The organism is Mesorhizobium sp. P2_C5_2, from assembly GCF_056404535.1.
In genome coordinates, this window is record NZ_JBFUDV010000001.1 from 453196 (window position 1) to 466120 (window position 12925).

The 12925-nt window shown below is 64.5% G+C and carries 11 protein-coding genes; 7 read left to right on the forward strand and 4 right to left on the reverse strand.

All coding sequences use genetic code 11. From position 1 onward, the window contains the following. Nucleotides 1–67: 67 nt before the first annotated feature. Nucleotides 68–682, reverse strand: a complete 615-nt coding sequence (pncA, locus tag AC1D1B_RS02115) for a bifunctional nicotinamidase/pyrazinamidase (RefSeq protein WP_477329056.1) — start codon at nucleotides 680–682, stop codon at nucleotides 68–70. A 270-nt stretch (nucleotides 683–952) separates the two neighbouring features. Here pncA and AC1D1B_RS02120 point away from each other — a divergent pair, with 270 nt between their 5' ends. Genes AC1D1B_RS02120 through AC1D1B_RS02145 form a run of 6 tightly spaced genes read left to right on the forward strand, consistent with a single transcriptional unit; the run spans nucleotide 953 to nucleotide 8095 of the window. Continuing rightward, nucleotides 953–1816: an FAD binding domain-containing protein gene (locus tag AC1D1B_RS02120; RefSeq protein ID WP_477329057.1), complete on the forward strand. Its 864-nt coding sequence runs from the start codon at nucleotides 953–955 to the stop codon at nucleotides 1814–1816. 17 nt (nucleotides 1817–1833) lie between these two features. Continuing rightward, the gene (locus AC1D1B_RS02125) at nucleotides 1834–4638 is read left to right on the forward strand and encodes a molybdopterin-dependent oxidoreductase (protein WP_477330505.1); all 2805 of its coding nucleotides are present in this window, start codon (nucleotides 1834–1836) and stop codon (nucleotides 4636–4638) included. Beyond that, nucleotides 4635–6176 carry a 6-hydroxynicotinate reductase gene (locus tag AC1D1B_RS02130; protein ID WP_477329058.1) on the forward strand — a complete coding sequence of 514 codons (1542 nt, stop codon included), beginning with the start codon at nucleotides 4635–4637 and terminating at the stop codon, nucleotides 6174–6176. The genes AC1D1B_RS02125 and AC1D1B_RS02130 overlap by 4 nt, the downstream gene beginning before the upstream one ends. Next, nucleotides 6176–7060 carry a UPF0280 family protein gene (locus tag AC1D1B_RS02135; protein ID WP_477329059.1) on the forward strand — a complete coding sequence of 295 codons (885 nt, stop codon included), beginning with the start codon at nucleotides 6176–6178 and terminating at the stop codon, nucleotides 7058–7060. Before AC1D1B_RS02130 ends, AC1D1B_RS02135 begins: the two co-directional genes overlap by 1 nt. Next, nucleotides 7053–7637, forward strand: coding sequence for an amino acid synthesis family protein (locus AC1D1B_RS02140; RefSeq protein WP_477329060.1), 585 nt, complete (start codon nucleotides 7053–7055; stop codon nucleotides 7635–7637). Before AC1D1B_RS02135 ends, AC1D1B_RS02140 begins: the two co-directional genes overlap by 8 nt. After that, nucleotides 7634–8095, forward strand: coding sequence for a MarR family winged helix-turn-helix transcriptional regulator (locus tag AC1D1B_RS02145; RefSeq protein WP_477329061.1), 462 nt, complete (start codon nucleotides 7634–7636; stop codon nucleotides 8093–8095). Before AC1D1B_RS02140 ends, AC1D1B_RS02145 begins: the two co-directional genes overlap by 4 nt. 4 nt (nucleotides 8096–8099) lie before the next feature. On the opposite strand, the gene AC1D1B_RS02150 is transcribed toward AC1D1B_RS02145, so the two are convergent. Both AC1D1B_RS02150 and AC1D1B_RS02155 read right to left on the reverse strand, forming a co-directional pair. Then, nucleotides 8100–9215, reverse strand: coding sequence for an aminomethyl transferase family protein (locus AC1D1B_RS02150; RefSeq protein ID WP_477329062.1), 1116 nt, complete (start codon nucleotides 9213–9215; stop codon nucleotides 8100–8102). A 71-nt stretch (nucleotides 9216–9286) separates the two neighbouring features. Further along, the gene (locus AC1D1B_RS02155; RefSeq protein ID WP_477329063.1) at nucleotides 9287–10057 is read right to left on the reverse strand and encodes an ABC transporter substrate-binding protein; all 771 of its coding nucleotides are present in this window, start codon (nucleotides 10055–10057) and stop codon (nucleotides 9287–9289) included. Between the two features lie 252 nt (nucleotides 10058–10309). On the opposite strand from AC1D1B_RS02155, the gene AC1D1B_RS02160 reads away from it, so the two are divergent. After that, complete coding sequence (locus tag AC1D1B_RS02160) at nucleotides 10310–11200, forward strand: SGNH/GDSL hydrolase family protein (RefSeq protein WP_477329064.1); 891 nt, start codon at nucleotides 10310–10312, stop codon at nucleotides 11198–11200. 39 nt (nucleotides 11201–11239) lie between these two features. On the opposite strand, the gene AC1D1B_RS02165 is transcribed toward AC1D1B_RS02160, so the two are convergent. Next, on the reverse strand, nucleotides 11240–12925 hold the full coding sequence (locus AC1D1B_RS02165) for a hydantoinase B/oxoprolinase family protein (RefSeq protein ID WP_477329065.1): 1686 nt from the start codon (nucleotides 12923–12925) through the stop codon (nucleotides 11240–11242).

The following is a 12925-nucleotide window of genomic DNA, read 5'->3' on the forward strand; positions in this document are numbered from 1 at the left end:
GCGACGGTCAAGGTGCCAGCCGCCAAAACTGCCAACGATCGTGTGAAACTCCCCCGACGCCTCACGGTCAGTCCGAGGTCGGGTCTTCGAGCGTCACCCCCGCGTCGCGCATCCGCTTCAGCATCGCCTCGACCGAACCGTTGAGATCAATGCCGCGGCAGGCGTCGAGCCGCACCGTCGTCTTGAAGCCTTGCTTGACCGCATCGAGCGCCGAGAAGGCGACGCAGAAGTCGGTCGCCAGGCCGACCAGGGTCACAGTATCGATACCGCGCTCCTTGAGGTAGCCGGCAAGTCCGGTCGGCGTCTTGTGGTCATTCTCGAAGAAGGCCGAATAGCTGTCGATATCAGGGCGAAACCCCTTGCGGATCACCATCTCGGCCTTGGTCCAGGCGAGCCCCGAGTGGAAATCCGAACCGAGGCTGCCCTGGATGCAATGGTCCGGCCACAGCGTCTGCGGCCCATACGGCATCTCGATCGCACTGAAAGGCTGCGCCCCCGGATGGCTGGAGGCAAAGCTCGAATGTCGGGCCGGGTGCCAGTCCTGCGTCAGCACGACATGCTCGGCGTGCCGGATCAAATCGTTGACCAGCGGCACGATCTCGTCGCCGCCGGCAACCGCCAGCGCGCCGCCGGGGCAGAAGTCGTTTTGGAGGTCGATGACAACAAGCGCTTCGTCGGCCATGGCGCCTCTCCTTTTCTTCGTCTCGAGCGGGGGGATCGAGTGAAATACGCCGCTGATGCGACCGGATGCAGAAACTTGACCGGATGGCGGCCGGCGTCAACCTCTACAAGCGTAACAAATGCGTGGCGGCCGGGTTCCCGCAAACTCCGGCTTTGACAATTCCCGCCAGCTTGATATCATTTGCATACGAATGAATTTGGCCAGATCGAACTGGCGGGGGTTCGGGAAGACCCCACTTTTGGGAAGGCCAATTTTTTTGGAAGGCAAAGCGTGATCCGTTACGCGAAACCCACCACGCTGGACGAGGCGCTCGCCCTGCTGGGCGAAGGCGCCTGGCGCGTGCTTGCCGGCGGCACCGATTTCTATCCGGCGCAAGGCGCCAAGCCCTTCCGCGACAATGTTCTCGACATCAATGGCCTGGCTTGCCTGCGCGGCATCGCCGAGACCGAGAGCCATTGGGTTTTGGGCGCCCGCAACACCTGGACCGATCTGGTTCGCCATCCCCTACCGGCGGCGTTCGATGCGCTGAAACAGGCCGCGCGCGAGGTCGGCTCCCTGCAGATCCAGAATGTCGCCTCCATCGCCGGCAATCTTTGCAACGCCTCGCCGGCCGCCGATGGCGTGCCGGGCCTGCTGGTGCTGGACGCCGATGTCGAACTTCGCTCAGTGGCCGCGACGCGCTATCTGCCCTTGCCGGATTTCATTCTCGGCAACCGCCGCACGGCTTTGCTGCCCGGTGAGATGGTCACCGCCATCCGCGTCCCCAAGCGTGCGGCAGCCGGCACCTCGGCCTTCGTCAAGCTTGGTGCGCGGCGCTATCTCGTCATTTCCATCGCCATGGTGGCGGCGCGCCTCGTCATCGACAAGGGAATAGTCACGGAAGCGGCCGTCTCGGTCGGCTCCTGTTCGGCGGTCGCAAGGCGGCTCACCGATGTCGAAGCTGTGCTGCGCGGCAAGCCTGCCCTCCAGACACTCGCCGACGCGGTCCTGTCCGCGCCGATGGCCGAGCTGTCGCCGATCGCCGATGTGCGCGGCAGCGCCGAATACCGGCTCGATGCGGCGCGCGAGCTTGTCGCCCGCGCCGTGCTGGGAGCCTGCGGATTGACGAACGACAACAGCATGGTGGCGGCATGAGCCAGGTTCGTCCCGAGATGATTGAAGCTCTGCCCGACCTCGTGCCGGGCTACGGCCTCGAGCGCGCGGAGATCGCTTTCACGGTCAACGGCGCTGCCGTCTCGGTCAACGTGCCGCCGCTGCGCCGGCTGTCGCAGGTGTTGCGCGATGAATTGCAACTGACCGGCACCAAGGTCGGCTGCGACGCCGGCGATTGCGGCGCCTGCACGGTGCTGGTCGACGGCGACGCCGTCTGCGCCTGCCTGATGCCGACGGCCTCCGCAGCCGGGACATCGGTGACGACGGTCGAGGGCCTGGCCAATGGCCTTCTGTCGGCGCTGCAGGCGTCCTTCCTGGCGCATGGCGCGGCGCAATGCGGTATCTGCACGCCGGCGCTGCTGGTCGCGGGAACGGCCCTGCTGGAAAGCACACCGAATCCGACGGAGGTCGAGGTACAGGATGCGCTGGGCGGAATCCTCTGCCGCTGCACCGGCTACCGCAAGATCATTGCGGCGGTGATGGATGCTTCCTCGCAGGCGGCCAGCCTCGATTTCCGCATGCCGCAGTCGGGTCATGCGATCGGCTCGTCGCCGGTTCGGCTCGACGGCGTGCCAAAAGTCACCGGCGGCGAGAAGTTCGGCGGCGATTCTTTCCCCGCCGATGCGCTGGCCGTGCTGGTGGTTCGTTCGCCGCATTATCATGCCAGCTTCGCCTTCGGCGATCTCGGCGGCTGGGCGAAGAAGCACCCCGGCATCGCCGGTGTCTTCACCGCCGCCGACATTCCGGGAGAAAACTGTTTCGGCGTCATCGGTCCGTTCGCCGACCAGCCGGCGCTGGCCGAAGGCTTTGCGCGCCTGCGCGGCGAGGCCGTGGCGCTGGTCGCCGGCGAGCGTGAGGCGATGCTCGATCTCGACCTCCAGGATTTCCCGGTCCGCTGGACCGAGCTGCCGCATGTTCTGCTGCCCGGCGACGCGCAGGCCGACGGTGCGGCGCTGATCCACGCGAACCGCCCGGACAATTTGTTGACCAAGGGCTTTGTCGAGCGCGGCAACCCCGAGGCGGCTCTTGCCGGCGCTGCCTTTACCGCGACCGGTGCCATCGACACCTCCTATGTCGAGCACGCCTATATCGAGCCGGAAGCCGGCCATGCCTATATGGATGGCGACACGCTGGTCATCGTCGCCTGCACCCAGGCGCCTTACATGGACCGCGACGACACGGCCAAAGTGCTTGGCCTTGCCGTCGACAAGGTCCGCATCGTGCCGACCGCGACCGGCGGCGGCTTCGGCTCCAAGCTGGACGTTTCGCTGCAGCCTCTCATCGGCCTCGTGGCGCTGAAGACTGGCCGGCCGGCAGCGCTTGCCTACACCCGCAACGAATCCATGATGTCGACCACCAAGCGCCATCCCTCCGAGATGAAGGCGACGATTGGCGCCGATGCCGAGGGTCGCGTCACCGGCATGGTCTTCACAGGCGATTTCAACACCGGCGCCTATGCCAGCTGGGGTCCGACCGTCGCCAACCGTGTGCCTGTGCATGCGTCCGGCCCCTATGCGACGCCGAACTACCGCGCGGAAGGCCGCGCCATCCACACCCACGGGCCGATCTCCGGCGCCTTCCGCGGCTTCGGCGTGCCGCAGGCGACGATCATGCAGGAGACGCTCTATGATGAGCTCGCCGGCAAACTGGGCATGGATCGGCTCGATTTCCGCTTGAAAAACTGCCTTCGGAACGGGTCCGAAACGGTTACCGGGCAGAGGCTGGAGTCAGGCGTCGGTATTTTCGAATGCCTCGACTCCTTGCGGCCGCATTGGGCTCGCGCGACGGCTGACGCAGATACATTCAATTCTTCCAATACGAGCAAAAAGCGCGGCGTCGGCATCGCGTCCTGCTGGTATGGCTGCGGCAACACTTCGCTGCCCAATCCGTCGACCATAAGGGTCGGCATTGCGCCAGCGGGCGAGGTCATCCTGCATCAGGGCGCAGTCGATATCGGCCAGGGCTCCAACACCGTCATCACCCAGATCTGCGCCGACGCGCTTGGCCTGCCGCTGGAACGATTCCGGCTGAAGAGCGCCGACACCGCGATCAGCCCCGACGCCGGCAAAACATCGGCCTCGCGCCAGACTTTTGTGACCGGCAAGGCGGCGGAAAAGGCCGGCCGTGCCTTGCGCGAAAAGATCCTGCGCTTTGCCAATGTCTCGGAGAACGCGGCCCTGCAATTGGATGGCCCGGCGATCGTCATCCGCGAGGGGGAAGCCACCCGCCGCATCGATCTCGCCGCCCTCGACGTCGATGCGGACGGCTTTGTCTTTCGCGCCGAGGAGACCTACGATCCACCGACGCTGCCGCTCGACGCCAAGGGCCAGGGCAAGCCTTACGCCGTCTATGGCTACGGCGCGCAGATCGCCGAACTCGAAGTGGATCTCAAACTTGGCACGGTCAAACTTTTGAAAATCACCGCGGCGCACGATGTCGGCAAGGCGATCAACCCGCTGCTGGTCGAAGGGCAGATCGAAGGCGGCATCGCGCAAGGCATCGGCATGGCGCTGATGGAGGAGTACATCCCCGGCCGCACCGAGAATTTGCACGACTATCTCATCCCGACCATCGGCGACGTACCGCCGATCGAGCACATATTGATCGAGGTTCCCGATCCGGAAGGGCCGTTCGGCGCCAAGGGCCTGGGTGAGCATGTTCTGATCCCTACCGCACCCGCGATCCTCAACGCCATCCGCCACGCCACCGGCGTTCTCATCACCAAGGTTCCGGCGACGCCGACGCGCATCCGCGCTGGCATCCGCGACAAAGATGGCATCCACGACAAGGAGGCACGCGCATGAGCGAGCTTGCCGAACGCTTCGAAACTCATGATCCCGGCGAGAAGCTAGTGGCGGAGAAGATCCGCTGCGATGCCTGTCCGGTCATGTGCTACATCGCCGATGGCCGCACCGGCGCCTGCGATCGCTACGGCAATGTCGGCGGCAGCATCGTGCGCATGGACCCGCTGACCATTCTCGACCACGCGGCCGAGAGCGGCGGTGCCGTCGTGCCCTTCACCGCCGAAGGCGAGCAATGGGATGGCGAACTGGTCAACACCGGCCGCCGCTTTGTCACGGCAATAGGCGCCGGCACCACCTATCCCGACTACAAGCCGGCGCCGTTTATCGTCAGCCAGGAGGTCGAAGGCGTCGATCTGGTGACGGTGGTCACCGAGGGCATCTTCTCCTACTGCGGCGTCAAGGTGAAGATCGACACCGACCGCCATCTCGGTCCGGAGACGGCAATCGTGCGCTCGCAAGGCGAGGCGATCGGCCACGTCACCACAGGCGAATATGGCTCGCAGATGCTGTCGCTGGGCGGCGTGCATCATCTGACCGGCGGCTCCAAGGCGGAGGGGCGCGCGACTTGCGACGCGATGCTCAATCTGTGCAACCGCAAGCCGGTCGAACTCAGCATCGACGGCGGCGCCACCATCATCGTCGAAGCCGGCAAACCACCTGTCATCGACGGCAAGCAGGAATACCGCATGCGCGTCGGCTGCGGCTCGGCCACCATCGGCATGTTCGCCACGCAGTGGCGCGGCCTGGTCGACGAGGTGGTGGTGGTCGACGACCACATCACCGGCGTTGTCTCCGAGCATCAGGCCGGCAAGGTGCTGGGCTGGCAGGACACAGGCATCAAGATCATCGGCCGCCGCTCGACGCCTGGCCGCTATTTCAAGGTCTCCGAGCCCGGCCTCGGCTGGGGTGGCACGTCGATTTCCGACCCGCTGTCGATCCTCGGCGAATGGAACGCCAAGAAGGGCGCGCGGCCCGGCCTGTCGCTGCTGATGGTTTCGACCACCGGCGAACAGTTCGCCTATTATGAACTGGATGACGATCTGAAGCCGGTCGAAAAACCGTTCCCGGACAGGCTGCAAAAATCGGTCGGCCTGATCGAGGACAATTGCGAGCCGGCTTTGTGCACCGTGATGTTCATCGGCGGCGCCGGTGGGTCCCTGCGCGCCGGCGTTACCGAAAACCCGGTCAACCTCACCCGCTCGGTGCAAGGCCTGAAGACCTATGTGACCGTCGGCGGCGCGCCGGTCTATGTCTGGCCGGGCGGCGGCATCACGCTGATGGTCGACGTCACCCGCGTGCCGGAAGGCGCTTTCGGCTATGTGCCGACCCCGGCATTGGTGGCGCCAATCGAATTCACCTTGCGCCGCGACGACTATGTCAGGCTGGGCGGCTATGAGGCCGAGATACGCAGCGTCGAGGACATCGTCGCCAAGGGTGGTGAGTACCTCAATCCACGCCGAGGCTCTGGGGCTGCCTCTCAAAATCCCTGGCCGCCGCTGGCGCAGTTGCGCCGCGCCGGTTCTAACGGGGCCGCCTGATGCAAGGTCCGCAAGTAAGCTGGCTGCAGGACGGCAAGCGGCTGCATCTCAACCACGGGCCGATCGACCTGATCGTCGAGGCCTTCGGCGAGACGGATGAGTGCCGTGCCGCCTATGACCAGGCTGTCGCGCGCTTCCAGACGATTCTGATCGAGTTGGTCGAGGAGCTTCCCGAATTGCGGCTCCCGGCATTTTTCCTGGCGCCACGCAGCTTTGACGGCCCGACGGCGCGCCGTATGGAAGCGGCCGTCATGCCACTCGCGGAATGCTTCATCACACCGATGGCAGCTGTTGCAGGATCGGTAGCCGACGAAATGCTCGCCGCATTGCTTGCCGGCCGCAAGCTCGATCGTGCCTATGTCAACAATGGCGGCGACAGCGCGCTTCATATCGGCAAGGGCCAGTCGATGAACCTGGCGATCGCCGGCACCGGCAACGGCATGGCCGACCGCATCGCCATTCGCTCCGAAGACGGTGTGCGCGGCGTCGCCACCAGTGGCTGGCGCGGCCGCTCGTTTTCGCTTGGCATTGCCGACGCCGTCACCGTGCTCGCGCGCAGCGGCGCCGCGGCCGATGCGGCGGCGACGCTCATCGCCAACGCAGTCGACCTGCCCGGCAATCCCGCCATCAATCGCATTCCCGCACACGAGCTGTCGCCCGACAGCGATCTCGGCGCCCGGTTGGTGACACAAGCCGTCGGCACGCTCGCACGTGGCGAAGTCGAGCGGGCGCTGGACAATGGCCTTGCTGTCGCCGAAGATTTTCGCCGGCGCGGCCTGATTGCCGCATCGGCGCTTTTTCTTGGCGGTGAGACCCGCATCAGTGGTTCCATGGCGCTTGCCGCGCCCAACAAAAGTCCAGGGAAGGAAGTTGCCCATGCCTGAGTTTCCGATCCGCAAGATCGCGGTTCTGACCGAAGAGATCTTTCACGATGGCGGGCCGGTCGCAGCCGCGCCACGCCGCCGCGCCGCCGCCGTGGCGCTGGTGAAAAATCCATTCGCCGGCCGCTATGTGGAAGAGCTGCAGAGCGCCATGGACGATCTGAAGCCGCTCGGCCTGCTGCTTACGGACAAGCTCATTGCCGCATTGGGCGGTGACATCAAGCAGATCGACGCCTACGGCAAGGGCACCATCGTCGGCTCGTCAGGTGAGCTCGAACATGGCGCTCTGTGGCACGTGCCGGGCGGCTACGCCATGCGCGAGCGGCTCGGCGACGCCAAGGCGATCGTACCGTCGGCAACCAAGGTCGGCGCCTTCGGCTCGCGGCTCGACGTGCCGCTCGGCCACACCAACGCCGCCTATGTCCGCAGCCATTTCGACGCCATGGAGGTCGGCATCAGCGACGGGCCGCGTCCCGACGAAATCCTGTTTTGCCTCGCCATGAGCTGCGGTCCGCGCGTGCATGACCGCATGGGTGGCCTGGCCGTCGGCGACATCAAGGCCTGGGACGGCTTGCGATGAGCGGCGGCGACAATCTTCTGAAACTGATCGAGGCCGAAGAGCCTGACGATAATGATTACCGCTTGCAGGAGCAGGTCGGCTTCATCCTGCGCAAGGCGCATCAGCGCCATGTCTCGATTTTTGCGTCGCAGATCGGCGATCTGACGCCGCCGCAATTTGCAGCGCTCGCCAAGCTGCACGATGTCGGCGAAACCTCGCAGAACCAACTCGGCACGCTGATCGCCATGGATGCGGCGACGGTCAAGGGCGTCATCGATCGGCTGAAGGCACGTGGCCTGGTCGACCTGACCAAGCATGAGGTCGACAAAAGACGGCTGCTGGTCAATCTGACGCCGGAAGGCCGCGAGGCGATCGAGCGGCTGATCCCGTTGGCGCGCGCCATCACTCAGGAAACGCTGGCGCCGCTGACCGCCAAGGAGGCCGCTACGTTCATGCGGCTGCTGGCGAAGTTGGCCTGATATCTCAGGCGCGCAGCCTTGCGCCTTCTGGATCGAAGAACGGCATCGGCGCCACCACCGCGCGGGTCGGCTTGCGGTCAATGTCGATGCTCAGCTCCGTTCCGATGGCGGTGAACGGCAGCCGCAGATGCGCGGTCGCCAGCACCTTGCCGAGCGAATAGCCGTGGTCGCTGTAGGTGACGATGCCGACATCCTCGCCATCGGCGAAAACCCTGGCATCGGTCGCGGCCGGCCTGTCGCCGTCGAGGATCAGCCCGGTCCAGCGCTCGTCGAGTCCTTTGTCCCGAATTTTGAGCAGCGCTTCGCGGCCGATGAAATCGCCCTTGTCGAACTTGATCCAGCGATCGAGGCCGACATGGAACGGCGTGCGGGTCTCGTCCATGTCGATGCCATGCGCCGGATAGGCCTTTTCCAGCCCGAGCGTGAACATCGCCAGCACGCCGTATGGCTTCAGGCCGAAATCGCGGCCGGTCCGCATCAGCGCGTCCCAGACAGAGGCAGCCTCGTCGGCCGGCACGAACAGTTCGAAGCCGAGCTCGCCGGTCACCCCGGTGCGTGAGATCAGCACCTTGGTCTCGCCGACGCGCCCCGAAGTGAACGCCCAGCGCTTCAACCCATTGAGATCGGCATCCGAAACCAGCGCCTTCAGAAGCTCGCGCGAGCGCGGCCCCTGTATGGTCGGAAAGGCCACGGCCGCGGTGATGTCCGTGACGTAGGCCTTTCGCGCTTCGGCATGATGCTGCAGCCAGGGCAGCATTTTCAGCCGGTTGACCGAGCCCGTCACCAGCATGAAATGCTCTGATCCCAGCCGGAACACGGTGAGGTCGTCCACGATGCCGCCATCGTCGCGGCAGACGGTGGAATAGCGCACCTGGCCGGGCTTCATGGCGGCGGCATCGTTGACGATGACATGGTTGACCAGCGCCTCGGCTTCCGGCCCCTTGATGTCCATCTTGCCCATGGTGCTGAGATCCTGCACGCCGACATTCTTGCGCGTGTTCAGGTGCTCGTCGGCGATGCCGGAGTAGTATTTGGCCGAGACGAACTCGCCGCCGACCCGGCCCATTGTGGCGCCCAGGCCGACAATGCTGTTGTAAAAGGGGGAGCGGCGCTCAACCAAGAAAGTTCTCCGTCATTCATGAAAAACGGCAGCGCTTGGTAGCGCTGCCGAGGTCGGATCGGCGAAGGGGATTAACTCCCGTAGACGTCGAACGAGAAATATTTATCGTTGATTTCCTTGTACTTGCCGTTGGCGCGCAGTGCGTCGATCGCCGCATTGAACTTGTCGGTCAGTTCCTTGTTGCCCTTCTGCAGAGCGATGCCGACCCCAGGTCCATGAATCGCCGGGTCGGCCGTCAGCGTGCCGAGCAATTTGCAGCAGGCGCCGTCGGGCTTCTTCAACCACTCGGTCAGGATGATCGAGCCGTCCATCATTGCGTCGAGCCGGCCATTGGCCATGTCGGTGCGGGCGTCGTCGCCGGTTGGGTAGGCCTTCACGGTCGAGCCGGAGTATTTCTGCTCGGCGAAATTCTGGTGGATGGTGGCGCTCTGCACGCCGAGCACCTTGCCCTTCAGATCGTCGGGCGATGTGCCGGCAACGGTCGAATCCTTCGGCACGGCGATGGCTGGCGGCGTCTGGTAGTATTTGTGGGTGAACTCGACCTTTTCAGCCCGTTCCGGCGTGATGGTGATGTTGATGATGGCGTCGAACTTGCCGGCCTGCAGCGCGGGAATGGATCCATCGAAATCCTGCACGGAGAACTCGCACTCGGCCTTCAGCTCGGCGCACAGCGCCTTGCCGAGGTCGATGTCGAAACCGCCCAGCGTGCCGTCCGAATTGGCATAGTTGAAGGGCGGATAGGCGCCCTCGGTGCCGATCCTGAGTTTCTCGGCAGAGGCAGCACCGGTGGCAAGCAGCAGAGCGGTAGAAACGGCAAGCACGAAACGACTGAAAAGACGCATGTTCTGGTTCCCCGTTGACCAAAGCAATTCCAGGGAAAGTGTTGGCGGTTTCCCGTCCGGAATTGCGCAAAAACAAGATAGAAGTCTACGGTCTTTGCGATGCGCGGCGGAGACGGAAACGACATGCTCTGCGGCGATCACGGCGCGGCAGCCGCCTGACTGTGATCTAAATTACATATTGCTGATGTGCGCAGGCAGATGCTGACTGGAGACAGGCAGTTCAGCCCTTGTGGCGGTCATGGGAGGACCTCGATGGACCAGCAGGAATTCGTGCAGGAAGCCGCGCAACGGCGCATCGATGAGGACATCGCCAAGCGCATCCGCGTTCACCAGGCCAACATCGAGCGGCTTGAAACCGCAAGGGAAAGCGCCGGCAATCTCGAGGCGGCCGTCGCCAACCGCCCGCTGGTCATGCTGGCGCAGGGCGACTCCTGGTTCGATTATCCGCTGACCGGCAACGGATTTCCCTTCGTCGACACCGATGTGATCGCGCAGCTGCGTCGGATTGGCCCGATGCCGCCGACAATCCTCAACCTTGCCCATCATGGCGATGCGGCAACCGACGAGATGTCGCTGCCCAAGCAGCAACGGATGATTTCAGCCTTGCGCAACAAGGCGAACTGGCTGGACGGCAAGCCCGACGCCATCCTGTTCTCGGCCGGCGGCAACGACATTGCCGGCGACCAGTTCTGCATCTTCCTCGACTTCAATGACGGCCATGCCGCCGGGCTGAACAAGGACCGTTTCACCAAGGCGCTGGGTATGGTCGAGGCCTGCTATCTCGATCTGTTTGCGCTACGCGACCGCGTCGCGCCCGGCGTTCCCATCTTCGGCCATTGCTACGACTTCCCGATCCCGAACGGCGCGCATCCGTCCTGTGTCGGTCCGTGGCTGAAGCCGTCGCTCGACTTCTGCAACTGGTCGGTGGCCAAAGGCACGGTCATCGTTCACGACACGCTGGCGGCGTTCCGCGATGTGGTGAAGCGCCTGGCCGACGAGCCGCGCAACAATTTCCATCTGGTCGACACGCAAGGAACGCTGAAGGTGGCCGACTGGGCCAACGAGCTCCATCCCGATCCCGCCGGCTTCAAGAAGATCGCGCAGAAATTCGCCGATGCACTCAAGGCAAAGCTGCAGACTTGATAATTGGATGGCCTCTCGACGGCGCCAGCTCCGTCGAGCTCATTTGGCTCCGAACAGGTCCCTGGCTTGCTCTGCCGTATAATAGCCAAGCCGGACATCCTCGGCGACCAGTTTTGGATCACGCTGGGAGGGATCGCCATAGCCGCCGCCGCCCGGCGTGCCGACGCGCACGCGGTCGCCGGCCTTGAGCGCGATGTCCTGTTCCTTGGACAAATGCGGCGGCACATGTTCCTCGCCGCCGCGGAAGACGGTCACTGTGTTGGGGGCGCCGTCCTTGCCGCCGAGCGCGCCCTGCGGACCGAAGCGACCATGGTCCATGACGAAGGACGCGCGGGCTTCGCCGCGCAGGATCTCGACTTCATAGGCGAGCCCGAAACCGCCGCGCTGTTTGCCGGCGCCGCCCGATCCTTCGCGCAAGGCGTAGTGGCGGTAGAGCACCGGAAACGCCTGCTCCATGATCTCGACCGGCGGCGATTTCGAAATGCCGATGGTCGAGCAGCCATTGGTCAGCCCGTCATGGCCTGAATTGCCGCCATAACCGCCGCCGGAAATCTGATACATGACATAGTCGCGGCCGCGCGCCGGGTCGTTGCCGCCCAGCGCGAAATTGCCGCTGGAGCCGGCGGGCGCCGCCGTTACCTTGTCCGGCAGCGCCTGCACCATCGCCGCGAACACCGCCTCGGCAATGCGTTGCGAGACTTCCGCCGCGCAGCCGGAAACCGGCCGGGGGTACTTTGCATCGAGGAAAGTGCCCTCCGGCCGCTTGACGATCAGCGGCTCGAAAGCGCCGGCGCTAATCGGCACATCCGGGAAAATATGGCGCATGGCGAGATAGACCGAGGAGAGGGTCGTCGCCAGCACGCTGTTCATCGGCCCGGCGCAGGGCTTTGACGAACCTGTGAAATCGAAGGTCAGCGTGTCGCCCTGTTTCTCGACGGCGAGCGCGATGGTCAGCGGCTCGTTGACCACGCCGTCCGAGTCGACAAAGGCCTTCGAGCTATAAGTGCCGTCGGGGATGGCTGCAATGTTGGCGCGCATCTGCTCGGCGGCGCGACGGCGCAGTTCGGCGATCGCCTCGACGACAGTTTCGTCACCGTAACGATCCAGGATTCCATTGAGCCGGTCCTGGCCGATCAGCAGTGCAGCGGCCTGCGCCCGGATATCGCCGATGCGCTGATCGGCGACGCGAATGTTGGAGCAGATGATGGCGTAGATTTCCGTGTCGAGCACACCCTTCTTGAACAGCTTGACCGGCGGCAGCCGCAGGCCTTCCTGTTCGACGGCGGTGGCGGAAGCGGAGAAGCCGCCAGGCACCGAGCCACCGATGTCGGGCCAGTGGCCGGTGTTCGATAGCCAGCAAAATATCTTGCCGTCGCGATAGACCGGCATGGCGAAGCGCACATCCATCAGATGCGTGCCGCCGAGATAGGGATCGTTGACGATGTAGATGTCGCCGGGCTCCGGCGCCAGGCAGCGGCCGTCGGCGATCATCTCGATCACCGTTTTCGTCGAATACTGCATGACACCGACGAACACCGGCAGACCCTGGCTGCCTTGCGCGACCAGCGATCCGTCGACGGCGGAGTAGATGCCGTCGGAGCGGTCATTGGCCTCGGCGATGACAGGCGAGAAGGCCGCGCGCGAAAAGGTGAGGTCCATTTCGTCGCAGACTTGCTGGAGGGCAGCCTGCAGGACCGAAAGCGTGATGGCGTCGAGCTTTTGCAT

Coding starts and splice junctions, on each gene's coding strand:
- AC1D1B_RS02160 (WP_477329064.1), top strand. CDS start 10,310: ATGGACCAGCAGGAATTCGTGCAGGAAGCCGCGCAACGGCGCATCGAT.
- AC1D1B_RS02155 (WP_477329063.1), bottom strand. CDS start 10,057: ATGCGTCTTTTCAGTCGTTTCGTGCTTGCCGTTTCTACCGCTCTGCTG.
- AC1D1B_RS02165 (WP_477329065.1), bottom strand. CDS start 12,925: ATGCAAAAGCTCGACGCCATCACGCTTTCGGTCCTGCAGGCTGCCCTC.
- AC1D1B_RS02135 (WP_477329059.1), top strand. CDS start 6,176: ATGCAAGGTCCGCAAGTAAGCTGGCTGCAGGACGGCAAGCGGCTGCAT.
- AC1D1B_RS02145 (WP_477329061.1), top strand. CDS start 7,634: ATGAGCGGCGGCGACAATCTTCTGAAACTGATCGAGGCCGAAGAGCCT.
- AC1D1B_RS02140 (WP_477329060.1), top strand. CDS start 7,053: ATGCCTGAGTTTCCGATCCGCAAGATCGCGGTTCTGACCGAAGAGATC.
- AC1D1B_RS02130 (WP_477329058.1), top strand. CDS start 4,635: ATGAGCGAGCTTGCCGAACGCTTCGAAACTCATGATCCCGGCGAGAAG.
- pncA (WP_477329056.1), bottom strand. CDS start 682: ATGGCCGACGAAGCGCTTGTTGTCATCGACCTCCAAAACGACTTCTGC.
- AC1D1B_RS02125 (WP_477330505.1), top strand. CDS start 1,834: ATGATTGAAGCTCTGCCCGACCTCGTGCCGGGCTACGGCCTCGAGCGC.